Origin of the sequence: Bradyrhizobium sp. Rc2d, from assembly GCF_900099855.1 — a bacterium.
GTDB lineage: Bacteria > Pseudomonadota > Alphaproteobacteria > Rhizobiales > Xanthobacteraceae > Bradyrhizobium.
Map to the genome: position 1 here is coordinate 77050 of NZ_FNCU01000022.1, position 26082 is coordinate 103131.

Here is a 26082-nt window from a genome sequence, read left to right on the forward strand (position 1 = left end):
CTGACGCACCGCCGGTGGGCACGGCGCTCTTGCGCCTTTGCCCACCCTACGGCTCCGTCGTTAGTTCGGCATCACATACGCATAGATCTGGCCACGTGAGACCGGCGCCTCGCGGACGCGGTTGCCGTTGTTGCCGGAGATCATGATCGGATTTCCCTTTGCATCGACGCCGGTGATGATGCCGACATGGCCGCCCCGGCCGCCGCGCGACATCACCGCGATGGCGCCGACCTGCGGACCGGAGACGCGCGTGCCGTAGCGCGCGAACGAGTTCGCCATGTCGGAGCCGGTGCCCTGATGCCCGGTGTGCTGCAGCACCATGTTCATGAAACGCGCGCACCACAGGCTGCCGCGTCCGGTCGGATTGCCGCCGAGATAGCGGCGCGCCTCGGACACGAGGCCCGATCCGCCGCCGAAGCCGCCGTTGCTCATCGCGTTGTTGGCCATGCCGCCGCTATTGGCGTTCGGATCATAGCTCGCCTGGGTGTTGGCGAATCCACTCGCCTGCAACTGCGCCGCGCTGCGCTCGAAGCGCGAGCTGCGTGCATGGTGGCGGTAGTGATGATGTCTGGCGTGATGCACGTGCACGTGCCGCTCTGCGCTATGACGATGATGCGGCCGCGCTGAGGCCGGAGAGACGAACACGGCGACCGCCGCGAAGAAAAGCGCCGGCGCGACAACACAACGCGACAGGCGATACGCAAACAACTCAAACATTCTTCATCCTTGACTGACACCCCCGCTTCCCGCCGGCCAGTGCGGCGGCCGACATCCGTCAGGCCGTTAAGCCGTCCCATGTGGCGAGAAAAAGACGCCGCGTCGGCGAATAGCTGCGATGATTTTGCGTCAATACTCGTCTGATGCTGCCGTATTGCGGACAACAGCATTAACTGCGATCCTCCAAATGCGGCTTGAACAGAGGGAAACGGTTAATGCCCCACGCCACGACCAGGGATGACGTCCGCATCTATTTCGAGGAGGCGGGCCAGGGATCGCCGATCATTTTTCTGCACGAGTTTGCGGCTGACTACACCAATTGGGAGCCGCAGATGCGCTACTTCTCGCGCGGTCATCGCTGCATCACTTACTCTGCGCGCGGCTACACGCCCTCGGACGTGCCTGAGGGCGAGGTCTATACCTACACGCATTTCTACACCGATGCGCTCGCGGTGCTCGATCATCTCGGGATCGAGCGCGCGCATCTCGTCGGCCTGTCGATGGGTGCCTACTCGTCGCTCCAGATCGGGCTCAACACGCCGCAGCGCGCATTGTCGATGACGCTGGCCGGCGTCGGCTCCGGCTCAGAGATCGAGAACCTCGATGCCTGGCGCAAGCAGTGCCGCGCCAATGCCGAGCAGTTCGAGACATCAGGTTCCGCGGAAGTCGCAAAGATTACGCGCGAGGCGCCGAGCCGGATTCCCTTCCTGGTGAAGGATCCGCGCGGCCACGCCGATTTCTACGCCGCGCTGGCGCGGCACGATGCCAGCGGCTCGGCACGCACGATGCGCGGCTTCCAGGGCGGCCGTCCCTCGATCTACACGATGACGGACGCGATCAAGCGCGCCTCAACGCCGGCGCTGATCATCTGCGGCGACGAGGACGACCCGTGCGTCGGCCCGAGCCTGTTCTTGAAGAAGCACCTTCCGGCGGCCGGGCTCGCGATGTTTCCGAAGTCGGGCCACGTGCTCAATCTCGAAGAACCCGCGCGGTTCAACGAGAGCGTGGAGCGGTTTGTGATGCTGGTGGAAGCCGGACGATGGCCGGTGCGCGATCCGCGGTCAGTGGCGCACTAGAACGAAGGCGTCGCCACACACGCCGTCATTGCGAGCGTAGCGAAGCAATCCAGAATCCCTCCGCGGAAAGACTCTGGATTGCTTCGCGGCGCTCGCAATGACGAGAAACTACTTTCCCTGCCCGCGACTCAGCAAGAACACGCCCTGCTCGCCGAACATGTTCCACACCCACCACGGCAGGTTCAGCGGCACCGGGCGGCCGTAGAGATCGAGCGCCACCGAACGCTCCATCTTGACGTTGATCTCGTCGCAGAGCTCGACGAAATCCTTGATGGTGCAGAAATGAATGTTGGCGGTGTCGTACCAGGTCGCCGGCAGGTTCTCGGTGCGCGGCATGTGTCCGCCGATCAGGAGCTGGAGCCGCATCTTCCAGAAGCCGAAATTCGGGAACGAGACGATGGCGCGGCGGCCGATGCGCAGCAGATTTTCCAGCACCACCCGCGGCTGCCGCGTCGCCTGCAGCGTCTGCGACAGGATCACATAGTCGAAGGCATCGTCGGGATAGTTGACGAGATCGGTGTCGGCGTCGCCCTGCACCACCGCAAGCCCCTTGGCGACGCAGCGGTTGACGCCCTCGCGCGACAGCTCGATGCCGCGACCGTCGATGCCGCGCGTTTCCAGCAGCTGGAGCAGATCGCCCTCGCCGCAGCCGACGTCGAGCACCTTCGAGCCCGGCTTGACCATATCGGCCACGAGCAGATGGTCGGCGCGAAACTGACCCGACGGCCCGGCGGCAACGCCGTTCAACGGCAGCACTTCCTGTACCGACATCTTAGCCACCTTTGCCGTCGAGACCGCGTGCCTTGCCTGCCGATTGCAGGAAGGCGCGGGAGATGTCGAAGAATTCGGGCACGTCGAGCAGGAAGGCGTCGTGACCGCGATCGGTCTCGATCTCGGCGAACGACACGCGCGCGCTCGACGCGTTCAGCGCGTGCACCAGCGCGCGCGATTCCGAGGTCGGAAACAGCCAGTCGCTGGTGAAGGAGACCACGCAGAAGCGGGTCTTGATGCCGGCAAACGCCTTCGCCAGCACGCCACCATGATCGGCGGCGATATCGAAATAGTCCATCGCGCGCGTCAGATAGAGATAGGAATTGGCGTCGAAGCGCTCGACGAAGGACGAGCCCTGGTAGCGCAGATAGGACTCGACCTGGAAGTCGGCGTCGAACGAGAAGGTCGGCAGCTCACGGTCCTGCATGCGGCGGCCGAATTTTCGGTGCAGCGCGGCGTCGGAAAGATAGGTGATGTGCGCCGCCATGCGTGCCACCGCAAGCCCGCGATGCGGATGGATGCCGCGGTCGGCATAGCCGCCATTGTGCCAGTCGGGATCGGCCATCACTGCCTGGCGGCCGAGTTCGTGGAACGCGATGTTCTGCGCCGAGTGCCGCGTCGAGCAAGCAATCGCCAGTGCGGAGTACACGCGAGCAGGATAGGCCGCGGTCCATTGCAGCACCTGCATGCCACCCATCGACCCGCCCACGACCGCAAACAGCGTGTCGATGCCGAGCCGGTCGATCAGCATCGCCTGCGCGCGCACCATGTCGGGGATGGTGATGACGGGGAAATCGAGGCCCCAAACCTTGCTCGTGGCGGGATTGATCGAAGCCGGACCGGTCGAGCCCATGCAGCCGCCGATCACGTTGGAGCAGATGATGAAGTAGTGCTTGGGATCAATGGGTCGGCCGGGGCCGACCAGCGTCTCCCACCAGCCGGGCTTGCCGGTGACGGGATGCACATTGGCGACATGCTGGTCGCCGGTCAGCGCATGACAGATCAGAACGGCGTTGGAGCGATCGGCGTTCAATTCGCCATAGGTCTGGTAGGCGATCTGGAACGGCGACAGATCGATGCCGCAATCGAGCCGCAGCGGCTGATCGGCGCCGAAACGCATAACCTGCGAACTCGGATGATCGACCTCATGTGACCGATCATCGGTGCTGATCGCAGGACTCGGTATCGACTTGACGCTACCCATTTTGACCATCGACCTCGTTTGCGATCGGACTTCAGACCGCAGTGACATCAGGCCATGAAAAACCCGGCCTGAACGATAGGTTCGGCCGGGATCGGAAGCGTCCCCGGCCTGTTTAGCGAGTTTTTTAACGTGGCTGCAAGCCGGCCGGCTCAAATGACCACGGAACGGGCAAAAACTACCGTCTGGGGCGGTTTTCGTCAAGTCGCGGCCCAGGTCAACCGGATTTGCCTCCGAGCGGTCGATCGAAAAGGCCGTCATTTCTCTTTGCTTTCGCTGCCTATCCTGCCTAATCAGGATAGACCGCAGCTGACCGCTTTTGCGGATCGGCACCTCTCAACAGCTCTTTGTCAGTCATGTCCCAACGTCCGCCCGCGCCACCATCGCTTCAGGAATTGCGCAAGGAGATCGACGCGATCGACGAGGGCATGCATCGCCTCCTGATGCAGCGCGGCGACATCATCGACCGTCTGATCCAGGTGAAGCAGACCCAGGAAGTCGGCTCGGCGTTCCGCCCGGCGCGTGAGGCCGCCATGATGCGTGACCTCGTGCAGCGCCATCGCGGCATCCTGCCGCTCGATACGGTCGAGAGCATCTGGCGCGTGATCATCTCGACCTTCACCTATGTGCAGGCGCCGTTCTCCGTGCATGCCGACATCTCGGTGAGCGAGCCGGCGATGCGCGATTCCGCGCGCTTTCATTTCGGCTTCACCGTGCCTTACGTCGCCCATTTCAGCGCGCAGGCCGCGGTGGAGGCGGCGGCGAAATCCAAGGGCGACCTGGCGCTGGTCTCGGCCACCTCGAGCCGCACGCCGTGGTGGCTGGAGCTGGAAGCCGACGGCGCGCCCAAGATCATCGCGCGGATGCCGTTCGTCGAGCGCGCCGACCATCCGGCCGCACTGCCGGTGTTCGCGATCTCGCGCGTCGCCGACAGCGCCCTGGTGACGGAGGTCGAGACCTTCAGCGTGCGCGTCTCCGGGTGGAACGCCGAGGTCGCGCGCGCGCTGTCGCCGCTTGCCGAGATCGTGGCAGTGCCCGATGCCGCCTTCGACGGCGCGGCATTGCTGGTCTCGGTCACGAGCGCGACCAGCATCGACAAAATCAAGGCTGCCCTGATCGAGGCGGGGGCCTCGGTGCGCTCCACGGCCCTCGTCGGCAGCCACGCAACGCGCTATACGGTGCCCCCGACCGGGCCGAAATCGTAAGTCGCGAGCCGTCCCGCCAATCCGGAGTTTAAGATGTCCCGCCCCGTGCCGAATCCCGGCATTCTCGATATTGCGCCCTACACGCCCGGCAAGAGCCCGGTGCCGGAGCCGGGCCGCAAGGTGTTCAAGCTCTCGGCCAACGAGACGCCGTTCGGACCCTCGCCGAAGGCAATCGAGGCGTTCAAGCACGTGGCGGATCACCTGGAAGACTATCCGGAAGGCACCTCGCGCGTGCTGCGCGAGGCGATCGGCCGCAGCTTCGGGCTCGACCCCAACCGCATCATCTGCGGCGCCGGGTCGGACGAGATCCTCAATCTGCTCGCGCACACCTATCTCAGCCAGGGTGACGAGGCGATTTCGACCACCCACGGCTTCCTGGTCTACCCGATCGCGACCATGGCGAACGGAGCCAAGAACGTGGTCGCGCCCGAAACCAACTTCACCGCCGACGTCGACGCCATCCTCAAGGCCGTGACACCGCGGACAAAACTGATCTGGCTCGCTAATCCCAACAACCCGACCGGCACCTATCTGCCGTTCGACGAGGTCAAGCGCCTGCGCGCCGGCCTGCCCTCGCACGTGTTGCTGGTGCTGGATGCCGCCTATTGCGACTACGTCTCGCGCAACGATTACGAGATGGGGATCGAGCTCGTCGCCACCACCGAGAACACCGTGGTGACGCACACCTTCTCCAAGATCCACGGTCTTGCGGCGCTGCGCATCGGCTGGATGTTCGGCCCCGAGCACATCATCGACGCGGTCAACCGCATCCGCGGTCCCTTCAACGTGTCGACGCCGGCAATGTATGCCGCAGTCGCCGCGATCGAGGATACCGCGCACCAGGCGATGTCGAAGCAGTTCACCGAGACCTGGCGCAATCGGCTCACCGAAGAGATCGGCAAGCTCGGGCTGAAGGTGACGCCGAGCGTCGCCAATTTCGTGCTGATCCACTTCCCGACCGACAGGGGCAAGACCTCGGACGATGCCGACGCTTACCTCACCAAACGGGGCCTGGTGCTGCGCGCGCTGAAGAACTACGGCCTGCCGCATGCGCTGCGCATGACCATCGGTACCGAGGAGGCTAACCGCCTCGTGATCGAGGCCCTGCGCGACTTCATGGCCGGCAAATGAGTGCGCAGACACACTTCCAGCGCGTCGCGCTGATCGGCTTCGGCCTGATCGGCGGCTCGATCGCGCGTGCGGCGAAGCTCCAGGGCTTAGCTGGCGAGATCGTCACCACCGCGCGCTCGGAGAAGACGCGCGCACGGGTCGCCGAGCTCGGCATCGTCGACCACGTCGTGGCGACCAATACGGAGGCGGTGAAGGATGCCGATCTCGTCATCCTCTGCATTCCCGTCGGCGCCTGCGGCGAGGTGGCGCGGGAGATCGCCGCGCATCTCAAGCCGGGCGCGATCATCTCCGACGTCGGCTCGGTCAAGGGCGCGGTGGTCAAGGACATGGCCCCGCATCTGCCGCAGGGCGTTCATTTCGTGCCGGCGCATCCGGTGGCGGGCACCGAGCATTCGGGTCCGGATTCCGGATTCGCCGAGCTCTTCATCAACCGCTGGTGCATCCTGACACCGCCGGAAGGCGTCGATGCGGCTGCCACCGATCGCCTGCGTGCCTTCTGGGCGGCGATGGGCGCCAAGGTCGAGGTGATGACGCCGGATCATCATGATCTCGTGCTCGCGATCACCAGTCACCTGCCGCATCTGATCGCCTACACCATCGTCGGCACCGCCGACGAGCTGGCGCAGGTGACGGAATCCGAGGTGATCAAATTCTCCGCCGGCGGTTTTCGCGATTTCACCCGCATCGCGGCCTCCGACCCGACGATGTGGCGCGACGTCTTCCTCGCCAACAAGGAGGCCGTGCTGGAGATGCTCGGCACCTTCACCGAGGATCTCGCCAAGCTCACCCGCGCGATCCGCCGCGGCGACGGCGAAGCCCTGTTCGACCACTTCACCCGCACCCGCGCCATCCGCCGCGGCATCGTGGAGATCGGCCAGGATTCGGCCGCGCCGGATTTCGGCCGGCCCCATGCGGCGCTGAAGAAGCCGTAGCGAAACTGCTCATTCTTCGTCATTGCGAGCGTAGCGAAGCAATCCAGGATACCTCCGCGGAGACAGTCTGGATTGCTTCGCTGCGCTCGCAATGACGGTGTGGAGAGTTCTGGCGCAAATCACCGCCCTTAATACAGCGGCGGGATCTGGCCGACCTTGACCGGGCCGAGCAGCACGGCGCCGTCGACGAATTTCAGCGGAAAGCTTCTCGCCTTCTTGCCTTCCAGCGTGCTCTCGGTGCCGATCGAATTGATGCCGGCGGCAACGCCGGCATTGGCGTTCTGCTTGATGACCTTGCCGAGGCCCGGCACGGCGCGGTCGAGCGCGCCGAACAAATTGTTGAGATCCTGCGACTTCACGCCCGGCGCGACGCGGTCGAGCGTTGCCTGCGGCACGCCCTCCTCCAGCATCTTCTCGATGCCGAGCGCCGGGATGACGCGCTCGAGGCCCGCCACCGTCATCTGCAATTCGCCGTCGAGCCGGCCATTGGCTGAAAGGCCAAGCGTGCCGGCCGCAACCGCGATCATCTCGCCCTGCTGGATCCGCGACTGCACGATCTCGATATGGCCGCCGGCGGCCTGGATCTCACGGAAGCGCTGCGGCCAGGGCTTTGGCGTGAGGTCGGAGAGGCCGGTGACCTTCGCGCGCGTGTCCGCCTCGAACGGCTCGGCGAGCAAGGGATGAACGCCCTGGATGCTGCCCTGCGCGACATGGAGCACGGTCTCGATCACCGGGTGATCGGACGGCGATCCATCCGCGAGGCGGCCGTGCAGCTCGACCTGCTTGGCACGCGCGAGCGGCACCTGCACGCTGCCGTCGCGACGGTTGAGGCCGGGATCGTCGAACACGATGGAGGCGCGGTCCGGCACAGCCGGCAGACCGACCACGCTGGCGCGGCCCTTGCTCCAGTTCACCACGAAGGTGTTTTGCGTGACGCCGTCGGTCAGCGTCGCCGGCGCGGAGAACTCGGCGATGACGAGCTTGGGGTCGTAGACCTGGGCGACGACCAGGATGTTGTCGAGCTTCGCCGTGAACGGCGTCTTGCTCGCATTCTGCGACACCAGGGCGACGCTGGCGCCGGAGCACTGGACCTCGAAGCGGAACGGGAAGCCCGCGATCGAGCGCTTGGCGCAATCATAGATGCGGCCTGACTTGGCCTCCTGCGCGCGCCAGGCGTCTGCGGCGATTTCGGCCTGCGACGCCGCATAGAACCAGAAGCAGCTCCAGGCGACGGCGAGGATCAGGACGAGAACGGGTGCAATGAAAAGGCCCCAACGGGAGCGGCGGCCTGCGGCAACGGTCATATTGGACATGCGGCGACCCTTTGACCCCGGATTTTGGCAAATGTAAGCGAGGCCCGCCTGCGACGAAAGGCGGAGAATTCGCTTCGCTTGGGGGCACGGTTCTGGTAGCCGTGCCCGAAATGTCGGAAATCCCCCTCCCCTCCATCACCACAGCCAAGGACGACCTCTGGGTGTTCGGCTACGGCTCGCTGATGTGGCGGCCGGGCTTCGAATTCGAGGAGCGCGTCCCGGCGCGGCTGGTCGGCGAGCATCGCGCGCTCTGCGTCTATTCCTTCGTGCACCGCGGCACGCCGGAGAAGCCGGGCCTGGTGCTCGGGCTCGACCGCGGCGGCGCCTGCCGCGGCATTGCCTTCCGCGTCGCCGAGAAGAACCGCACCGAGGTCGTCGCCTATTTGCGCGAACGCGAGCAGGTCACCTCGGTCTACCGCGAGGTGATGCGCTCGGTGTGGCTGGAGAACGATGCGCGCCAGCGCGTCTCCGCACTCACCTATGTCGTCGACCGCGGCCATGTCCAATATGCCGGCCGGCTGTCGCTCACCGAGCAGCACAGCCATGTCATCCAGGGCCATGGCCAGTCCGGCGCCAATCGGGACTACGTCACCGCGACGGTGAAAGCAATCGAGGCCGAAGGCTTTCGCGACACGCAGCTGCACCGGCTTGCGACGATGCTGCACGGTGATGCGCATTCTCTGCACGCGCCGGCGCCGGCCGAAGATCGCGAGAATCGCTAACTCTCCGACGGCGCATAGCTCGGCGCGAAGCCGATCAACTGCTCCTGCTCTTTCCGGCCGGCTTCGACGAGGCGGCCGGTCGCGTCTTCGATCGCCGTCTGCACGCGCGCGAGAAACTCGTCCTTCGGTAGGCCCGCCGGCAGTGGATCGAGGAATTCCACCACCAGCGTGCCGGGATAGCGCATGAAGGTGCGGCGCGGCCAGAACAGGCCGGAATTGAGCGCGATCGGCAGGCACTGCACGCCGCAGGAGGAATAGATCTGCGCAAAGCCGGTCTTGTAGTTGGGGGCAGCGCCCGGCGCGCGGCGCGTGCCTTCCGGAAAGATCACGAGCTGGCGGCCGCTGCGCACGGCTACGCGCGCCCGCCGCGTCATGTCCAGCAGCGCCTTCACGCCGGCATTGCGGTCGATCGCGATCATGCCGGTCTTGACCAGGAACTGACCGAAGACCGGGATCTGCATCAGCTGACGCTTGAGAATGAAGATCGGACGGTCGAAGAAGCCGGGCAGCACGAACGTCTCCCAGAACGACTGGTGCTTGGCCACGATCAGCAATGGGCCCTGCGGAATCTTCTCGACCCCGCGGAATTCCACCTTGATGTTGCAGATCACGCGCATCAGGACCAGCGTCGCCTTCGCCCACCCTTCCGCGACTGTCAGCATGGCGCGCGGCGGCAGCGCAAAGGTCGGCAGCGCCACGATCGCCAGGCATACCAGCACGGCGTAGAACAGCACGTTGAACACGAGCGAGCGCAGGAAAATCAGAAACATCGACGATCCGATCATTGCCGGTCAATTGGCCTGTGCGGTGGCAGGCCGCTTCGGCTGCAAGCCTGAAGGCTGCTCCGACACTTCGGGCGAAAGGTCAATCCCGAAATTCTCCAGCCGCACCCTGGCCTCGGCCGCGACGTACTTGGCATATTCCGACAGCAGCAGCCGCAACGTCGACGGCGAAGTCCACCACGGCTCCTCGCGCCATTTGTCGCCGACGACTGCGAACGGGATCAGCGTCGTCTGCGGCATCGCGTGCGAGAATTCCACCAGCGCGCGCGGCATGTGATAATTCGAGGTGACCACGATCAGCGATTTGAACCGGCGCCCATCGGCCCAGCGACGCGCCTCCGCCGCATTGCCGCGGGTCGAGAGCGCGGTGCGGTCGAGGTCGACGCAACAGGTCATGAAGGACTGGTTTTCCGGCAGGGTCCGGGAGATGTCGCTCGCCGTCGAGGTCGGATGCACGCCCGAGATCAGCAGCCTCCTGCCGTAGCCGGCAGCGAGCAGCTCCATCGCGTCCGACACCCGCGAGGACCCGCCGGTCAGCACCACGATGCCGTCAGCCTTGCGGTCCGGCACCATCTCGGCGCCGCGCAATTGCGACAGGAACGCAACGAAGCCTGCCGCCGCGCCGACGAAGGCAAGCGCGATCGTCGACACGATTGTCGCGCGCAGCCAGCCGCGCGGCAGTTTCGGCGATCGATCTTCGGTCGGCGAGGTCATGCGATGTCGGTGATCCCTTCCCTGAGGTGATTTTAAGACGTTTTGAGGCGAAGTGGAGTCTGGTTTGACGGGCTACGAACGCGAAGAATACTCAGGCGGCGAGCTCGATTCCCCTCTCCCCTTGCGGGAGAGGGTGGCTCGCCGCGTTAGCGGCGAGACGGGTGAGGGGTGTCTCTCCGCACATTCGTCTGGACGTTCGTGCGCATGGATAGATACCCCTCATCCGGCGCTTCGCGCCACCTTCTCCCACAAGGGGAGAAGGGAAGAAAAAGAACTCAATCGACATCGTTCAGCGTCGCGAACAGCGTCTGGCGCGAGGCAACGGCCGTGATGGCGCCGATCAGCACCGCCTGGACCGCGAGCACGATGTAGCCGGATGCCCGCAGCGAGAAGGTGCCGAGCAGGGCTGCGAACTGGTCGCCGACGGGGGTGCCGGAAAACCAGCCGGCGATCGACTCGGAGAAGCCGAACAGCAGCATGGCGGCGCCGCCACCGATCACGCCGCCCTCCAGGCCGAGCCTGAGGAAATGGCGCAGGAAGCGGTTGGCGATGTAACGGTCGCCGGCGCCGACGAAATGCAGGACCTCGACGATCGGGCGGTTCGCCGCCATGGCGCCGCGGGTCGCAAACGACACCGAGATGATGGTGGCGATGATGACCAGCGCGAGGATGCCGATGCCGGCGAGGACGGTGGCATTGGTCATCGAGCGCATGCGCTCGATCCAGGCACGGTGATCATCGACACTGGCGCTCGGCGCCACCTGGGTGACGCGTGCGCGCAGCGCGCCGAGATCGAGCGGCGTGCCCGGTTGCACGCGCGCGATGATCATGCGCGGCACCGGCAGATCGTCCATCGACAGGCCGGTGCCAAGCCAGGGCTCGAGCAGCTTGCCGCTTTCATCCTTGGTGAACGGCTTGACCTCGACGATGCCGGCTTGCGCGCGCATCGCCTCCGTCACCGCCGCGGTGTCGCGTTCGAGATCGCGGCCAGCCAGCGGACGGACCTGGATGGTGATTTCGCTGGCGACCTCCGACTGCCATTCGGCGGCGGAAGCGCTGACCAGCAGCACCGTGCCTGTCGTCATCGAGGCGAGGAAGGTCATGATGGCGACGACGGCGACCAGCGCGCGGCCGTGGATCGAGGCACGCGGCACGATCGGCGACATATTGCGTGCCTTGGCCGGAAGCTGCGGACGCTCCTGCCCGAGGTCGACCAACACGCCGCGCTCGTCGGTCCTACTCATAGACGTGCAGCCGTCCCTGATGCAGCACCAGGCGCCGCGCCTCGTACTGGTCCATCAGGCCGATGTCGTGGGTCGCGATGATGACGGCCGTGCCTGATTTGTTGAGCTCGATGAAGAGCCGCAGCAGGCGGCGGCCGAGCGTCGGGTCAACGCTGCCGGTCGGCTCGTCCGCGAGCAGCAGCCGCGGGCGCGAGATCACCGCGCGCGCGATCGCCGCGCGCTGCTTCTCGCCGCCCGACAGGATCGGCGGCAGCGCATCCATGCGGTCACCGAGGCCGACCCAGCGCAGGAGATCGATGACCTCCTTGCGATAGCTCGACTCGCTACGCCCCATGACGCGGAACGGCAGCGCGACGTTCTCATAGGTCGTCATGTGGTCGAGCAGGCGGAAATCCTGGAGCACGATACCGATGCGCTTGCGCAGGTCGGCGATCTCGTCCTTGCCGAGCCGCGAGATATCGTGGCCGAACAGATTGACCAGGCCCCGCGTCGGCCGATGCGACAGGAACAACAGGCGCAACAATGAGGTCTTGCCGGCACCGGACGGTCCGGTGAGAAACTGAAACGAATGCGCCGGGATCTGGAAGCTGAGGTCGCGCAGGATCTCCGGCCCCAGACCGTAACGCAATCCGACATTTTCGAACCGAACCAAGCTCAGCTCCGTTCGAGAGGGGGCGCGGGCCACACGGCTGTGCCCCGCCATACGCGATTAACGGGTTTTGCGACCGTTATGGTTTCCGGTTCGTTAACGCTCGCCCGGTAGCATAAGGGTCGCCCGGTTCTCCACGACCGTGGCATCGTCAAGACCAGTCCAAGTCCTCGTTCATGCATCAAGGCTCGTCCATGCATATCGTCTGCCCCCATTGTACGACATCCTACGCCATCAAGCCCGCGAGCTTGGGCGCGAACGGCCGGACGGTGCGCTGCTCCCGTTGCAAGGAGACCTGGGTCGCCCATGCTGAGGATGCCATCGAGGAGGCGTCCGTCCCGGCCATGGCCGCGGCAAGCCAAGCCGAGGACCAGTCCGACCTCGCCGAGCACTGGAACTCCTACGCCAAGGACGACAGCGCGGCCGACACCCCGATGGTCGAAAGCCCCTCGATCGCCAGCGACTGGCCGACCGAGGACACCAAGGAGATCGAGGACGAGTGGTCGGCGGCGGCCCGGGCCGCCGAGGAGGACGTCGCTGGCGCGCAGCATCAGTCCTGGTTCCGCGGCCTGTTCCGTCGCCGCGGCGCACGGGTCAGCCGCCCGGCTGCCGCCGCGGCGCCGCGAAAATCCTATTTCGGCCTGCCGACCGCCTGCGCCGCCATGGGCGCGCTGGTTCTGGCGCTGGTCATCTGGCGCGGCGACATGGTGCGGCTGCTGCCGCAGACGGCGGCGTTCTACAAGCTGGTCGGGCTCGAGGTTAATTTGCGCGGACTAGCGTTCAAGGACGTCAAGCTGTCCAGCGAAACCGTCGACGGTAAGCAGGTGCTGGTGATCGAAGGCGTGATCGTCGGCGAGGGCAAGAAGCCGCTCGACATCCCGCGCCTGCGCTTCGCCGTGCGCGACGCGCAGGGCGCCGAGATCTACGCCTGGAACACGGTGCTGGAGCAGACCGTGCTGCGGCCCGGCGAGCGCGCCTTCTTCCGCTCGCGCCTGGCCTCGCCGCCGGCGGAGGGCCGCAATATCGACGTTCGCTTCTTCAACCGCCGCGACATTGCCGGCGGCAGCGTATAATCAGCCTCGCAAGCGGGAGTTGGTCCCAAGGTTTGCTCTCATGCCGAAAATCCTGATCGCCGACGACGAGGATTCGATGCGCACGCTGGTGGCGCGCGCCATCGCCATGGACGGCCACGAGACCGTCACCGCGCAGGACGGCGCCGAGGCGCTGGAGATCCTGACTCGCGAGGACGGCGCGTTCGACCTGCTGCTCACCGACATCCAGATGCCTGTCATGGACGGCATCGCACTGGCCCTCTCCGCCGCGCGCGATTTCCCCGAGCTGACCATCCTGCTGATGACCGGCTTTGCCGACCAGCGCGAGCGCGCCTCGAACCTCAACGCACTGGTGCACGACGTCGTGACCAAGCCGTTCTCGGTCGCCGACATCCGCACCGCGGTGGCGGATGCGCTGGCGGCGAAGAAGAGGTAGCGGCGGGGCGAGCTACACATTCCGCTGTCATGCCCCGGCTTGACCGGGGCATCCAGTACGCCGCGGCCTCTCGATTCAATCACTTCCGTCTCTGGAATACTGGATCGCCCGGTCAAGCCGGGCGATGACACTGGGTGTGCGGCCAGAAATCGAGTTGTCAAAAATCCTTCAGCAGCCGCTCGAGATAGTCGAGCTCGATTTGCGGGCGCGAGGTATCGCCTAAGCGGCGGCGGAGCTCTTCGAGGATGCGGCGGACACGCTGGGCGTCGATCTCGCCGGGGATCTTGACGGTGTAATCGTCGCTCAGATCGCGGCCGTGAAGCGGACGGCCCAGCGGATCGGTCTGATTGCCGCCGCTCTGCTGACGGCCGGCCCGATTGCCGGGACCATCGCCCTGCCCGTCGCCATCACCCTGCTGCATCGCCTCGGCCATCTTCTGCGCGCCCTTGCGCAAGGCCTCGAGGGCCTTGCCCTGCGAATCCACGGCGCCGTCGGCATTGCCTTCGCCGAGCTTCGATCCGGCATCGCCCATGGCCCCGTCGGCGTCATCCAGACTGCTGTCGTCATCGCCCTGGTCGCCGTCCTGATCGCCATTCTGGCCGGACTGGCCCTGCTCGCCCTGCTGCCCCTTCTGCCCCTGCTGCTTCTGACCCTTTTGTCCCTTCTGCGCGAGGCCGCGCTTGGCGAGCTCGTCCTGCAACTTCTTCAGGCGGTCGCGCAGCGCCTGCTGGTCCTGCTGAAGGTCCGACATCGACTGATCGCCCTGCTTGCCGCGTGAGCGGTCACGCCGGGAATCCTGACCCTGCTTGAATGTCTTGTCGCGCAATTGCTGCTGCTTGCGGATCATGTCGCTGAGCTCGTTGAGCGCCTGCTCCATGTCGCTGTCGCCGGATTGCCCAGGCTGCGCCATCTGGAGATTTTCCATGATCTGCGCGAGCTGCTCGAGCATGCGCTGGGCCGCCTCGCGATTGCCTTCGCGCGCCGCCTTCTCGATCTGCTTCAGCAGCTCGTCGAGATCGCGTTGCGTGATGACGTTGCGATCACGGCTGGAGGATTGGCTCCGTTCCGTCGCCCGCTTGTAGTCCTCGAGCTTCTGGATGGCATCGGACTGGTTGTTCAGGCTCTTCCCGGATTCCTTCTGTCTGAGGCTGTCGCCGGAATCCTGCATGGCCTTTTCGGCGCCGTCGAGCAGCGCATCGGGATCCTGATCCAGCTGGGCAGCCGCAGGCGACAAGCCTCCCAACAAGAAGGCGAGACTGGCGATCGACATCGCCCTCAAGACTGGCACGCGTGCTAGCTTCCGCATTTCCGGTCTCGCGTAAACTGGTTGGCCCCCTCGTTACCCGCCTTGGCCCGGCTGTTCGCCGACTTCCGATAGGCCTGAAGCTGCTGGCGAAGTGCGTCCTGCTGCTGCGCCAGCTCTTCGAGCTGCTCGGGCGTCGCATGCTGGGTCTTCTGTCGCAACTCGACGGCCTTGTCGAGGATGAGCTGGACCTCCGCGGGGAACGGCTGCCGCGGTCCGAGCGGATTTTGCTCGGCGCGCCGGGCGAGGTCGCGCACCTTGCCGGCCATGGCCTCGCGGAGCTTTTGCGTCAGCACCCTGATCTCGTCCTCGCTGGCCCCGCGTTCCAGTGCCGCCTTGAGTGCATCCTGCGCCGAGCGCAGCGCCGCGTTGACGCTGCCAGCGACGCCGTCGTCCTCGATGGTGACCGCGAACGCCCACATGCTCGCCACCACCTCGCGCAGCGCGTCGTCGGTGCGGGCCGCCTCGAGCTGGGACGCCAGGCTGCGGAGGCCGAGATAGCAGCCGGCGTCCGGCGTGAACAATTCGGGCGCGATCATCAGCGCGTCGAGCGCGGTGTAGACCTCGGAATTCCTGTTGGCGTCTAGCGCGAGGATGCGGCGCTGCTCGATCAGCGCTCGCGCGAGCGAGTTCGTGAAGAGACGCTCGGGCAGGCGCAGGTTGAAGGGCTCGCTTCGCGCCTCGTTGCCGGCCTCATCCTTGGCGGTGAGCGTCAGCGTGACGTCGGCGCCGGCATAGGGATCCTCGCTGAGGTCCTTCACCGTCTGGCCGACGCCGTTACGGGTGCGCGCGTTCGGCAGCACGAGCGGGAATTGCGGCGGCTGGAACAACGGCCGCGCCGCGCCCTTGGCGTCGGCGTCCTTGCTGTTGTCCTTCGCGTTATCCTTGGCCGCGTTATCCTTGGTGTCGGCGGGGCGCAGCGCAATGTGCGCATCGGCACCGGTGACACCGTAATCGTCCTCGATCTTGTAGGAGAGCTGGAGCGCGCCGCGCGCCTGGCGCTCTGGGTCCTTGGCAAGCGCGATCGTCGGCGGACGGTCCGGCGTTGCCGCGAAGGCCCATTGCGGCTGGCCCGAGGGCGCGCGGACATGCGCGGTGCCGTCGGCGGCGATGGCGAAGTGCTTTTCGTTGGTGCCCTTGGGCGCGGCTTCCGTGGGGGCGACCTCCTTGAGGCCGCCGGAAACCGCGACATCCAGGCTGCCGCCGGAGGAACGTACGATCAGGGTCGAGCCGGCGGGAACGGCAAGCGGGCCGCTGGCGGGCAGTGCCGCGGCCTCCTTGTTGGCGGCCGACAGGATGATCGGCGGCTTGCCGGTGTAGAGCGGCGGCGTCACCCAGGCGTCGACGCGAACATTGGTCGGGGCCAGCACACCGTTCCAGTCGAAGGCGGCCCCGAGCCGCATCGCACGTTCGTCGCCGGCGGCGAAGAAGGTCGCAACCAGCATCACCATGACGAGCGCGCGCAGCGCCCAGGGATCGTGGAGCGCGAGCCGCGGATGCGGCAGGCCGGCGCGGATGCGCTTGAGCGAGGCCAGCGTGCGCTCGCGCTGCGCCTGCCACAGCGCCTTGGCAACCGGGTCCTGCGAGGTCAGCGTGTCCGTGAGCGTGGTGGCCGGGCGGTGACGGATGCCGGAGCCACGATCGAGCCGGCTCAGCGCCTCCTCGCGGCTCGGCCAGCGGAAGCGAATCAACGGGAACAGGGCGGCAATCGCGATGCCGGCGAAAATGACGAGACCGATGGCGCGGGCGACGAACGGCAAGGACAGCCAGAGGCCGGCCCAGGACACCACCAGGAACAGGCCGACGACGGTCAGAACCCGCGCCAGGTTCGGCCAGGCACGCTCCCATGCAATGGCATAAATGGCCCGATCCAGGGCCTGCGCCAGCTTCAGCCGCGACAGAGCGTCCCCATCGCGGATCGGGTCTGACGGGTCGGGGGTGACGCCGTTCAATCAGCTCTCCAGGTTGCCCGGTAGAGAGAAGCCTATCACAACGGCAGCACTGAGGCATCCGTTCCTGGACGGGAGACACCCCTTTTCCCGCATAACACGAGGACGTGACTGGCCCGGCTCGACCCCGTAATTTCCGTGGCGCCATCCCGAGGAAAACGAAGGAAACGCCATGGACAAGAAGATGCATGACAAGGGCCTGGAAGTCCGCAAAGCGGTGCTGGGCGAGGCCTATGTCAACAACGCCCTGAAGAACGTCGACGATTTCAACCGTCCGTTCCAGGAAATGCTCAACGAATATTGCTGGGGCACGGTGTGGGGCCGCGAGGAACTGCCGCGCAAGACCCGCAGCATGCTCAACATCGCGATGATCGCGATCCTCAACCGTCAGCACGAATTCCGCGCACATCTGAAGGGCGCGCTGACCAACGGCGTCACCCGCGAGGAGATCCGCGAGATCCTGATGCAGGTCGCGATCTATGGCGGCATGCCGGCCGCCGTCGACAGTTTCCGTATCGCGCGCGAGGTGTTTTCGGAGATCGATGGGAAAGCGTGAGCGGCAAGCCACCCTCCGCCGTCGTCCCGGACAAGCGTAAGCGCAGATCCGGGACCCATAGCCACAGGCCGATGTGGTTGCGGGGACTCGGAGTTACCGCTTTCGCGCAACAATTCCTGCCTGTGGTTATGGGTCCCGGATCGGCGCGCGCTTAAGGCGCGCTGGTCCGGGACGACACCGAGGGTGGAGTGCGCATCTTTCACAACAACGAACAACAACCACAAGGAAACACCATGGACATCGGATTCATCGGGCTTGGAAACATGGGCTTCCCGATGGCGCGACGGCTGATCGAGGCCGGACACAAGCTCGTCGTGTTCGACGCGCGCAAGGAGATGATCGACAAGCTGGTGGCGCGCGGTGCCACTGCTGCGACATCGCCGAAGGACGTCGCCGACCAGGTCGAGACGGTGATGGTGAGCCTGCCTTCGCTGCAGGCTTCGCTCGAGGTCGCGACGGGCGCAAACGGCGTGATCGAGGGCAAGCGCGCGAAACGCTTCATCGACCTCTCCACCGTCGGCTCGGCGATGGCTACAAAGATTCACGGCCTCTTGGCCAAACGCAAGATCGTGCAGATCGACTGTCCCGTGTCCGGCGGCGTCGGCGGCGCCGAGAAAGGCACGCTGGCGGTGATGGTCTCGGGGCCGAAGGCGGAGTTCGAGCTGCTGAAACCCGCGCTCGACGTGATCGGAAAAGTGTTCTTCATCGGCGAGAAGCCGGGCGCGGCGCAGACCATGAAGCTCGCCAACAATTTCCTCTCGGCCACCGCGATCGTGGCGACGTCGGAAGCCGTGGTGATGGGCGTCAAGGCCGGGCTCGATCCCGCGGTGATGATCGACGTCATCAATGCGGGCTCCGGCATGAACACCGCGAGCCGCGACAAGTTTCCGCGCTCGGTGCTGCCGCGTACGTTCGATTTCGGTTTTGCCACGGGATTGATGGTGAAGGACGTGCGGCTGGCGCTGGAGGAGATGAAGCAGCTCGGCCTGTCGATGGAAGTCGCGGATGCCGTGGGGCGGTTGTGGGAGACGGTGATCAGCGCGGAAGGCGCAGAATCCGATTTCACCGCGGCGATCAAGCCGATCGAGCGGAAGGCGGGGGTGGTGGTCGGAGCGAAGGGTGGGTTGGCTGGGAAGTAGCATCGCGCGCAATTCCCCCGATGTCGTCCTGGACAAGCGAAGCGCAGATCCAGGACCCATTACCCCAGCGAGAGGTTTGGCGAAGATTCGTGGTTAGCAGCTTCGCGCCACAACGCCCCCTTGGGGTAATGGGTCCTGGCCTTCGCCAGGACGACATCGGATTTGTTGAGCCGCCGACGCGCCTCACAGCCAAGGCGCCGGCGTATCCATCGCGATCAGCTGCTCGACCTCGATCCGCGGGCGCACCACGGCGTATTGGTCGCCCTTCACCAGCACCTCCGGCACCAGCGGCCGCGTGTTATAGGTGCCGGCCTGCACCGCGCCATAGGCGCCGGCGGTCATGATGGCGAGTAGGTCGCCAGCCTTCGGCGCCGGCAACGTACGGTCGAGCGCGAGGTAGTCGCCGGTCTCGCAGACCGGGCCGACGACGTCGGCCATGATGGTGCCAGTGCCCTTGGCGGGCTGCGTCACCGGCAGGATGTCGTGATGCGCCTCGTACAGCGTCGGGCGGATCAAATCGTTCATGGCCGCGTCGATGATCACGAAATTCTTGCCGTCGCCGTGCTTCACGTAGATGACCTTGGTGACCAGGATGCCGGCATTGCCGACGATCATGCGCCCCGGCTCGAACATCAGCGTGCAGCCGAGATTGTGGCTGACGCGCTTGACCATGGCGGCATAGGCGTCGGGTGCCGGCGGCGCCTCGCGATCCATGTAATAGGGAATGCCGAGGCCGCCGCCGAAATCGACATGGCTGATGTTGTGGCCGTCGGAGCGCAGCGTCTGCACGAATTCGGAGAGGATACGGAATGCGGTCTCCATCTTGGAGAGATCGGTGATCTGACTGCCGATATGCACGTCGGTGCCGGTCACCTCGATGCCCGGGAGTCTTGCGGCGCGCGCATAAACCTCGCGGGCATGGGCGATCGGAATGCCGAACTTGTTCTCGGACTTGCCGGTGGAGATTTTTGCATGCGTGCCGGCATCGACGTCGGGATTGACGCGCACGGAGATCCGCGCGGTCTTGCCCATCTCGGTTGCAAGCCGCGACAACAGCTCGAGCTCAGGCTCGGATTCGACGTTGAGACAGAGGATGTCGGCGGCAAGCGCAGCGCGCAGCTCGTCTTCGGTCTTGCCGACACCGGAGAACAGGATCTTGCTGGCCGGAATGCCGGCGGCCAGCGCACGCTTCAACTCGCCGCCGGAGACGACGTCAGCGCCGGCTCCCAACTTGGCCAGCGTGCGTAGCACCGACTGGTTGGAGTTCGCCTTCATGGCGTAGCAGACCAGCACCTTCTCGCCGGCGAAGGCCTCGGTGAAGACGCGGTAGTGCCGCTCCAGCGTCGCAGTCGAATAGCAATAAAACGGCGTGCCGACGGTTGCGGCCAGCTCGGACAGGTTCACCGCCTCGGCGTGCAGCACGCCGTTGCGATAGTCGAAATGGTTCATGGCGCAGGCTCGGTTGTCCCGGCTTATTTATTGCCGGGAGGTTCGTCCAGGAGCGGGTCAAGAATAAACGGTTTCTTCCTGCCCTTGGCCGCCGCAGGCGCGGCGTCCACACCGTAGGTGGGATTGAACACGCTCGGCGTCCTCTGGGCTTCGGTCTCGGTGTCAACAGGCGCAGCACCGTTGGCCGTGGGTGCATTGGAGGCGGTCGGCGGCAGATCCAGCGGGCCCTTGCGGCCGCAACCGGCGAGCGCCAGCGCCGTCAGGCTAAGGACAATGATGGCCCACCCCGAGCCGGCCGGGCGAAACTTTGACGTCACGACGAAATCCCCACTACGCGGCGCGCACCATACAGAGATTGGCGCGCTCTGGCGAGAGCCGGATGACCATGAAACATAAGCGAAATTTTGCCCTCAGCCCGATTTTCGCTCTTTTTCCAGCCGCTTCGCCCAGGCCTTGGCCTGCGAGGCCACGTTCTTCGGCGCGGTGCCGCCGAAGCTGGTCCGGCTCTTCACCGACGATTCGACCGAGAGCACACCGAGCACGTCCTTGGTGATCTTGGACTCGATCGCCTGCATCTCCTTCAGCGGCAGCTCGTGCAGCGCGACGCCGCCTTCGGCGGCCTTGGCCACGATGCGGCCGGTGACGTGGTGGGCCTCGCGGAACGGCATCTTCAGCGTCCGGACCAGCCAGTCGGCAAGATCGGTCGCGGTGGCGTAGCCCTCGCCTGCGGCCGCCTTCATCTTCGCTTCGTCGGGCACGAGGTCGCGGACCATGCCGGTCATGGCGCGGATCGCCAGCGACAGCGCGGCGAAACCCTCCATGGCGCCCTGCTTGTCCTCCTGCATGTCCTTTTGATAGGCGAGCGGCAGGCCCTTCATCACGATCAGGAGACCATTGAGCGCGCCGATGACGCGGCCGGTCTTGGCGCGCACCAGCTCTGCGGCATCCGGGTTGCGCTTCTGCGGCATGATCGACGAGCCGGTCGTGAACTTGTCGCTGAGCCGGATCAGGCCGACCAGCGGCGAGGTCCAGATCACGATCTCCTCGGCAAAGCGCGACATGTGCACGGCGCAGATCGAGGCTGCCGACAGCGTCTCCAGCACGAAGTCGCGGTCGGACACCGCATCGAGCGAGTTCGCCATCGGGCGGTCGAAGAGGAGCGCCTTCGCGGTGGCGTGGCGGTCGATCGGGAATGAGGTGCCAGCGAGCGCGGCCGCGCCCAGCGGGGATTCGTTCAGCCGCTTGCGCGCGTCCTGGAAGCGGCCGCGGTCGCGCGCGGCCATCTCGACATAGGCAAGCAGGTGGTGGCCGAAGGTGACGGGCTGCGCCGTTTGCAGATGCGTGAAGCCGGGCATCACGGTTGCGGCGTGCTCCAGCGCGCGCTCCACCAGCGCCTGCTGGAACGCGGCGAGCGCGGCATCGGTCTCGTCGATGACGTCGCGGACGAACAGGCGAAAATCGGTCGCGACCTGGTCGTTGCGCGAGCGCGCCGTGTGCAGCCTTCCGGCGGCGGGGCCGATCAGCTCGGACAGGCGGCTCTCGACATTCATGTGAATGTCCTCGAGCGCGCGCTTGAACGCGAAGCCGCCCTCGCCGATCTCTGACAAAATCGTGTCTAGACCCTTGCCGATATTTTTCGCATCAGAAGCCGTGATGATGCCTTGGCTGGCGAGCATCGCGGCGTGGGCCTTGGACGCGGCAATGTCCTGGGCGAAGAGGTGACGATCGACGTCGATGGAGACGTTGATCTCTTCCATGATCTCATCGGGACGTTCCGAGAACCGGCCGCCCCACATCTTGTTGCTCATGATCCCCTGCTCACGCCTTGATTTGCCGCACGTTTGCTGGCCGCCGCCAGCCGTATTAAGAGGCCCCTGATAGCCATATCTGCGACCGGATGACAAACGATATGCTCGACAAGACGCCCTCCGCCACGCGCCGGATCCCCCTCGTCATCGCCACCGTGGCGATCGGGGGTGTGGCCGGCTTCGCCGCGCTGTACGGGCTGGGTCTGAGCCGGGTGCCGTCGGGCGATCCATCCTGCCGGTCCGCGGTGGCGACCGCGCAGAAGATCGCGCCGCTCGCCCATGGCGAGGTGGCGGCGCTGACCATGGCGAGCGCTCCGTTGAAGCTGCCCGACCTCGCCTTCGAGGACGCCGACGGCAAGCCGAAGAAATTGTCCGATTTCCGCGGCAAGACGCTGCTGGTGAACCTCTGGGCCACCTGGTGCGTGCCCTGCCGCAAGGAGATGCCGGCGCTGGACGAGCTTCAGGGCAAGCTATCGGGCCCGAATTTCGAGGTGGTGGCGATCAATATCGACACCCGCGATTCGGAGAAGCCCAAGACCTTCCTGAAAGAGGCCAATCTGACCCGGCTCGGCTATTTCAACGACCAGAAAGCCAAGGTTTTTCAGGATCTTAAGGCAATAGGCCGGGCACTGGGGATGCCGACATCGGTGCTGGTCGATCCGCAAGGCTGCGAGATCGCGACGATCGCGGGGCCGGCGGAGTGGGCGAGCGAGGACGCGCTCAAGCTGATCCGCGCCGCGACCGGCAAGGCCGCCGCGTCGCTTTAAGATTTCAGGCCGTCACGTTCAGATTGCCGCCGACGCCGGGGCCGATATTGGCGAGCGAGGGCTGACCGGCGCCCAGCAGCGTCAGGACGGTGGATTTCTCCATGTCCATGTTCTGCTTGGTCAGCGTCGCCGCGATATTCGATTGCAGCGCGCCTTGCTGAGCGGCCAGCATGGTGCTGACCATCGCCATCATGTCCATTACGCGAACCCTCTTACCGGCCGTAACCTAGGCGCGAGGGGTTAATGGGACATGAATTGTCACAGATCCGTGGTGCCGTAGGGTGGGCAAAGGCGCACCTTGCGCCGTGCCCACCATCTGTCCGCAAATTGGATTGAAGCGGTGGGCACGCTTCGCTTTGCCCACCCTACGGCACCGGGAACGGATCAGCGCGTCGGAACCGGCTTGGCGCCGCGATAGTCGTAGAAGCCACGCTGGGTCTTGCGGCCGAGCCAGCCGGCCTCGACGTATTTCACGAGCAGCGGGCACGGACGGTACTTGGAGTCGGCCAGGCCCTCGTGCAGCACCTGCATGATGGAGAGGCAGGTGTCGAGCCCGATGAAATCGGCGAGCTCCAGCGGGCCCATCGGATGGTGCGCACCGAGCTTCATCGCGGCATCGATCGCCTCGACGTTGCCGACGCCTTCGTACAGCGTGTAGATCGCCTCGTTGATCATCGGCAGCAGGATGCGATTGACAATGAAGGCCGGGAAATCCTCGGAGACCGCGACCTGCTTGCCGAGCCTGGCGACGAACTCCTTGGACGCCTCGAAGGTCGCATCGTCGGTGGCGATGCCGCGGATCAGCTCCACCAGCTCCATCAGCGGCACCGGGTTCATGAAGTGAATGCCGATGAAGCGCTCGGGCCGGTCGGTGGCGGCGGCGAGCCGAGTGATCGAGATCGACGACGTATCGGAGGCGACGATCGCCTCCGGCTTCAACACGGCGCAGACTTCGTGGAAGATCTTGCGCTTGACCTCCTCCTTCTCGACCGCGGTCTCGATCACGAGATCGCAATCGGCGAGGTCGTCCAGCTTCTCGGCAAGCTTGATCCGCGCCATCGCCTTGGCCTTGTCGTCCTCGGTGACGGCCTTCTTGGAGACCTGCCGCGCCAGATTGCCGTTGATGGTGGCCATGCCCGACTTGAGGCGGTCAGCCGAGACGTCGTTGAGCACCACGTCGAAGCCGGCCAGCGCCGCAACATGCGCGATGCCGTTGCCCATCTGACCCGCGCCGATCACGCCGACCTTCTTGATCACTGCCGCCATAAATGTCATCCACCGGAACGGCGCGCATGTCGCGCCTGCCTATCCCCTTGAGCCGGGAGGTCCGATTTAATCAGAACCTTGGCTCGAAACCTAGATTGGATCGCTTCGAAGGCGGCCCCACGCCAAAGAAAACGCCTCAAAAAAGCAACACCGGCCGGAGTTTATAGCTCCGGCCGGTGTTTTTGGCTCGTTTTACTTGCCGAGCTTGCCGAGTTCGGCCGTCAGCTCCGGAACTGCCTGGTAGAGATCGGCCACCAGGCCGTAATCGGCAACCTGGAAGATCGGCGCGTCCTCGTCCTTGTTGATCGCGACGATCACCTTGGAGTCCTTCATGCCGGCCAGATGCTGGATCGCGCCGGAAATGCCGACTGCGACATAGAGCTCGGGGGCCACGACCTTGCCGGTCTGGCCGACCTGCCAATCGTTCGGCGCATAGCCGGCGTCGACCGCCGCGCGCGAGGCACCGACGCCGGCGCCAAGCTTGTCCGCGAGCGGTTCGATGTATTTCGCGAAGTTTTCCCGGCTCTGCATGGCGCGGCCGCCGGAGACGATGATCTTGGCCGAGGTCAGCTCGGGACGGTCGCTCTTGGCGACTTCCTCGCCGACGAAGGACGACAGGCCGGGATCGGCCGCCGCCGCCACGTTCTCGACCGGCGCGCTGCCGCCTTCGCCTGCTGCGGCGAAGGTGGAGGTGCGGACCGTGATGACCTTCTTGGCGTCCTTCGACTTCACCGTCTGGATGGCATTGCCGGCATAGATCGGACGCTCGAAGGTGTCGGGGGCGACCACCTTGATGATCTCCGAGACCTGCATGACGTCGAGCAGGGCTGCGACACGCGGCATCACGTTCTTGAAGCGCGAGGTCGCGGGCGCGACGATCGCGTCATAGCTAGACGCCAGCGACACGACCAGTGCGGCCAGCGGCTCGGCGAGATCGTGCGCGTAGGTCTCGCCATCGGCGAGCAGCACCTTCTTGACGCCGGCAAGCTTGGCGGCGGCATCCGCCGCGGCCTTGGCGTTCTGGCCGGCCACCAGCACCTCGACGTCCGCGCCGAGCGCGGCCGCCGCGGTGAGCGCCTTGTTGGTCGCGTCCTTCAACGACGCATTGTCGTGTTCGGCAATCAGAAGCGTCGTCATCAGAGCACCCCGGCTTCGTTCTTGAGTTTCGACACCAGCTCGGCGACGTCCCTGACCTTGACGCCCGCTTTGCGGCCCGCCGGCTCCGTCGTCTTGAGAATCTCGAGACGCGCGGCGACGTCGACGCCGTAATCGGCGACGGTCTTTTCCGCAATCGGCTTCTTCTTGGCCTTCATGATGTTGGGCAGAGAGGCATAGCGCGGCTCGTTGAGACGGAGGTCGGTGGTGACGATCGCCGGTCCCTTCAGCTTGACGGTCTGCAGACCCCCGTCGACTTCGCGTGTGACCTTGAAGTCAGAACCTTCGACCTCGAGCTTGGAGGCGAAGGTCGCCTGCGACCAGCCGAGTAGCGCGGCCAGCATCTGGCCGGTCTGATTGGAGTCGTCGTCGATCGCCTGCTTGCCGAGGATGATCAGGCCCGGCTGCTCTTCTTCAGCAACCTTCTTCAGGATCTTGGCGACCGCGAGCGGCTCGACATTGCCCTCGGCCTTCACCAGGATGCCGCGGTCGGCGCCCATCGCAAGACCGGTGCGGATCGTCTCCGATGCCTGCGCAGGTCCGATCGAGACCACCACGACCTCGGTCGCCTTGCCGCCTTCCTTCAGGCGCAGCGCTTCCTCGACCGCGATTTCATCGAACGGGTTCATGGACATTTTGACGTTGGCGAGTTCAACGCCCGATCCATCGCTCTTGACGCGGACCTTGACGTTGTAATCGACCACCCGCTTTACCGGCACTAAGACCTTCATCGATCCTCTTTCAC

At 65.4% G+C, this 26082-nt stretch carries 27 protein-coding genes and 1 riboswitch; of the genes, 10 read left to right on the forward strand and 17 right to left on the reverse strand.

From position 1 onward, the window contains the following. Positions 1 to 60 precede the first annotated feature (60 nt). Positions 61 to 717 carry an NlpC/P60 family protein gene (locus tag BLV07_RS25500; RefSeq protein WP_091891202.1) on the reverse strand — a complete coding sequence of 219 codons (657 nt, stop codon included), beginning with the start codon at positions 715 to 717 and terminating at the stop codon, positions 61 to 63. A 215-nt stretch (positions 718 to 932) separates the two neighbouring features. Here BLV07_RS25500 and BLV07_RS25505 point away from each other — a divergent pair, with 215 nt between their 5' ends. Further along, positions 933 to 1793 carry an alpha/beta fold hydrolase gene (locus BLV07_RS25505; protein ID WP_091891204.1) on the forward strand — a complete coding sequence of 287 codons (861 nt, stop codon included), beginning with the start codon at positions 933 to 935 and terminating at the stop codon, positions 1791 to 1793. A gap of 108 nt (positions 1794 to 1901) precedes the next feature. On the opposite strand, the gene metW is transcribed toward BLV07_RS25505, so the two are convergent. Together metW and metX are read right to left on the reverse strand one after the other, a co-directional pair. Next, positions 1902 to 2564: a methionine biosynthesis protein MetW gene (gene metW, locus BLV07_RS25510; RefSeq protein WP_176945744.1), complete on the reverse strand. Its 663-nt coding sequence runs from the start codon at positions 2562 to 2564 to the stop codon at positions 1902 to 1904. Position 2565: 1 nt separating this feature from the next. Next, positions 2566 to 3768 carry a homoserine O-acetyltransferase MetX gene (gene metX, locus BLV07_RS25515; RefSeq protein WP_091891385.1) on the reverse strand — a complete coding sequence of 401 codons (1203 nt, stop codon included), beginning with the start codon at positions 3766 to 3768 and terminating at the stop codon, positions 2566 to 2568. Positions 3769 to 3859: 91 nt separating this feature from the next. Beyond that, positions 3860 to 3939: riboswitch (SAM riboswitch) on the reverse strand. 182 nt (positions 3940 to 4121) lie between these two features. Between metX and BLV07_RS25520 the strand changes: the two genes are divergently transcribed. Genes BLV07_RS25520 through BLV07_RS25530 form a run of 3 tightly spaced genes read left to right on the forward strand, consistent with a single transcriptional unit; the run spans position 4122 to position 7033 of the window. Continuing rightward, on the forward strand, positions 4122 to 4970 hold the full coding sequence (locus BLV07_RS25520; protein WP_091891210.1) for a chorismate mutase: 849 nt from the start codon (positions 4122 to 4124) through the stop codon (positions 4968 to 4970). Positions 4971 to 5003: 33 nt separating this feature from the next. After that, the gene (gene hisC, locus BLV07_RS25525) at positions 5004 to 6101 is read left to right on the forward strand and encodes a histidinol-phosphate transaminase (protein ID WP_091891213.1); all 1098 of its coding nucleotides are present in this window, start codon (positions 5004 to 5006) and stop codon (positions 6099 to 6101) included. Beyond that, positions 6098 to 7033, forward strand: coding sequence for a prephenate/arogenate dehydrogenase family protein (locus tag BLV07_RS25530; RefSeq protein WP_091891216.1), 936 nt, complete (start codon positions 6098 to 6100; stop codon positions 7031 to 7033). The genes hisC and BLV07_RS25530 overlap by 4 nt, the downstream gene beginning before the upstream one ends. A gap of 128 nt (positions 7034 to 7161) precedes the next feature. Here BLV07_RS25530 and BLV07_RS25535 read toward each other — a convergent pair whose 3' ends face one another. Then, a complete protein-coding gene (locus BLV07_RS25535) occupies positions 7162 to 8346 on the reverse strand; it encodes a DUF2125 domain-containing protein (protein ID WP_091891219.1) in 1185 nt (394 codons plus the stop codon). A gap of 110 nt (positions 8347 to 8456) precedes the next feature. On the opposite strand from BLV07_RS25535, the gene BLV07_RS25540 reads away from it, so the two are divergent. Then, positions 8457 to 9068: a gamma-glutamylcyclotransferase gene (locus tag BLV07_RS25540; protein ID WP_176945745.1), complete on the forward strand. Its 612-nt coding sequence runs from the start codon at positions 8457 to 8459 to the stop codon at positions 9066 to 9068. Here BLV07_RS25540 and BLV07_RS25545 read toward each other — a convergent pair. From BLV07_RS25545 to ftsE, 4 genes are all read right to left on the reverse strand, one after another. Then, positions 9065 to 9838 carry a lysophospholipid acyltransferase family protein gene (locus BLV07_RS25545; RefSeq protein ID WP_091891388.1) on the reverse strand — a complete coding sequence of 258 codons (774 nt, stop codon included), beginning with the start codon at positions 9836 to 9838 and terminating at the stop codon, positions 9065 to 9067. The genes BLV07_RS25540 and BLV07_RS25545 overlap by 4 nt on opposite strands. Before the next feature lie 21 nt (positions 9839 to 9859). Next, positions 9860 to 10564: a YdcF family protein gene (locus BLV07_RS25550; RefSeq protein ID WP_091891225.1), complete on the reverse strand. Its 705-nt coding sequence runs from the start codon at positions 10562 to 10564 to the stop codon at positions 9860 to 9862. A gap of 275 nt (positions 10565 to 10839) precedes the next feature. Next, entirely contained in the window at positions 10840 to 11808 is a 969-nt protein-coding gene (locus BLV07_RS25555) for a cell division protein FtsX (RefSeq protein WP_091891228.1), read from the reverse strand. After that, positions 11801 to 12460 (reverse strand): cell division ATP-binding protein FtsE, encoded by a 660-nt coding sequence (ftsE, locus tag BLV07_RS25560; RefSeq protein ID WP_091891231.1) that lies wholly within the window; start codon positions 12458 to 12460, stop codon positions 11801 to 11803. Before ftsE ends, BLV07_RS25555 begins: the two co-directional genes overlap by 8 nt. A 191-nt stretch (positions 12461 to 12651) precedes the next feature. On the opposite strand from ftsE, the gene BLV07_RS25565 reads away from it, so the two are divergent. Both BLV07_RS25565 and BLV07_RS25570 read left to right on the forward strand, forming a co-directional pair. Then, a complete protein-coding gene (locus BLV07_RS25565) occupies positions 12652 to 13530 on the forward strand; it encodes an MJ0042-type zinc finger domain-containing protein (RefSeq protein WP_176945746.1) in 879 nt (292 codons plus the stop codon). Between the two features lie 40 nt (positions 13531 to 13570). After that, positions 13571 to 13945, forward strand: coding sequence for a response regulator (locus tag BLV07_RS25570; RefSeq protein WP_091891237.1), 375 nt, complete (start codon positions 13571 to 13573; stop codon positions 13943 to 13945). A gap of 157 nt (positions 13946 to 14102) precedes the next feature. Here the strand turns inward: BLV07_RS25570 and BLV07_RS25575 are convergent, their stop codons facing one another. Together BLV07_RS25575 and BLV07_RS25580 are read right to left on the reverse strand one after the other, a co-directional pair. Then, a complete protein-coding gene (locus tag BLV07_RS25575; protein WP_091891240.1) occupies positions 14103 to 15251 on the reverse strand; it encodes a DUF4175 family protein in 1149 nt (382 codons plus the stop codon). After that, positions 15239 to 17200 carry a TIGR02302 family protein gene (locus BLV07_RS25580; RefSeq protein WP_091891243.1) on the reverse strand — a complete coding sequence of 654 codons (1962 nt, stop codon included), beginning with the start codon at positions 17198 to 17200 and terminating at the stop codon, positions 15239 to 15241. Before BLV07_RS25580 ends, BLV07_RS25575 begins: the two co-directional genes overlap by 13 nt. 169 nt (positions 17201 to 17369) lie before the next feature. Between BLV07_RS25580 and BLV07_RS25585 the strand changes: the two genes are divergently transcribed. Both BLV07_RS25585 and BLV07_RS25590 read left to right on the forward strand, forming a co-directional pair. After that, the gene (locus tag BLV07_RS25585; protein ID WP_091891246.1) at positions 17370 to 17753 is read left to right on the forward strand and encodes a carboxymuconolactone decarboxylase family protein; all 384 of its coding nucleotides are present in this window, start codon (positions 17370 to 17372) and stop codon (positions 17751 to 17753) included. A 233-nt stretch (positions 17754 to 17986) separates the two neighbouring features. Then, complete coding sequence (locus BLV07_RS25590; protein ID WP_091891249.1) at positions 17987 to 18892, forward strand: NAD(P)-dependent oxidoreductase; 906 nt, start codon at positions 17987 to 17989, stop codon at positions 18890 to 18892. Positions 18893 to 19075: 183 nt separating this feature from the next. Here the strand turns inward: BLV07_RS25590 and lysA are convergent, their stop codons facing one another. From lysA to argH, 3 genes are all read right to left on the reverse strand, one after another. Next, positions 19076 to 20341 carry a diaminopimelate decarboxylase gene (gene lysA, locus BLV07_RS25595; RefSeq protein ID WP_091891252.1) on the reverse strand — a complete coding sequence of 422 codons (1266 nt, stop codon included), beginning with the start codon at positions 20339 to 20341 and terminating at the stop codon, positions 19076 to 19078. 23 nt (positions 20342 to 20364) lie between these two features. After that, positions 20365 to 20658, reverse strand: a complete 294-nt coding sequence (gene lptM, locus BLV07_RS25600; protein ID WP_091891254.1) for an LPS translocon maturation chaperone LptM — start codon at positions 20656 to 20658, stop codon at positions 20365 to 20367. A 93-nt stretch (positions 20659 to 20751) separates the two neighbouring features. Further along, entirely contained in the window at positions 20752 to 22149 is a 1398-nt protein-coding gene (argH, locus tag BLV07_RS25605; protein ID WP_091891257.1) for an argininosuccinate lyase, read from the reverse strand. A 101-nt stretch (positions 22150 to 22250) separates the two neighbouring features. Between argH and tlpA the strand changes: the two genes are divergently transcribed. Beyond that, positions 22251 to 22916, forward strand: a complete 666-nt coding sequence (tlpA, locus tag BLV07_RS25610) for a thiol:disulfide interchange protein TlpA (RefSeq protein ID WP_091891260.1) — start codon at positions 22251 to 22253, stop codon at positions 22914 to 22916. A 4-nt stretch (positions 22917 to 22920) separates the two neighbouring features. Here tlpA and BLV07_RS25615 read toward each other — a convergent pair whose 3' ends face one another. The 4 genes from BLV07_RS25615 to BLV07_RS25630 all read right to left on the reverse strand — a co-directional run bounded on the left by BLV07_RS25615 (position 22921) and on the right by BLV07_RS25630 (position 26068). Further along, positions 22921 to 23115, reverse strand: coding sequence for a putative motility protein (locus tag BLV07_RS25615; protein WP_091891263.1), 195 nt, complete (start codon positions 23113 to 23115; stop codon positions 22921 to 22923). A gap of 185 nt (positions 23116 to 23300) precedes the next feature. Next, positions 23301 to 24182, reverse strand: coding sequence for a 3-hydroxybutyryl-CoA dehydrogenase (locus tag BLV07_RS25620; protein WP_091891266.1), 882 nt, complete (start codon positions 24180 to 24182; stop codon positions 23301 to 23303). Positions 24183 to 24374: 192 nt separating this feature from the next. Next, positions 24375 to 25319 (reverse strand): electron transfer flavoprotein subunit alpha/FixB family protein, encoded by a 945-nt coding sequence (locus BLV07_RS25625; RefSeq protein ID WP_091891269.1) that lies wholly within the window; start codon positions 25317 to 25319, stop codon positions 24375 to 24377. Beyond that, on the reverse strand, positions 25319 to 26068 hold the full coding sequence (locus BLV07_RS25630; protein WP_091891272.1) for an electron transfer flavoprotein subunit beta/FixA family protein: 750 nt from the start codon (positions 26066 to 26068) through the stop codon (positions 25319 to 25321). Before BLV07_RS25630 ends, BLV07_RS25625 begins: the two co-directional genes overlap by 1 nt. Between the last annotated feature and the right edge of the window lie 14 nt (positions 26069 to 26082).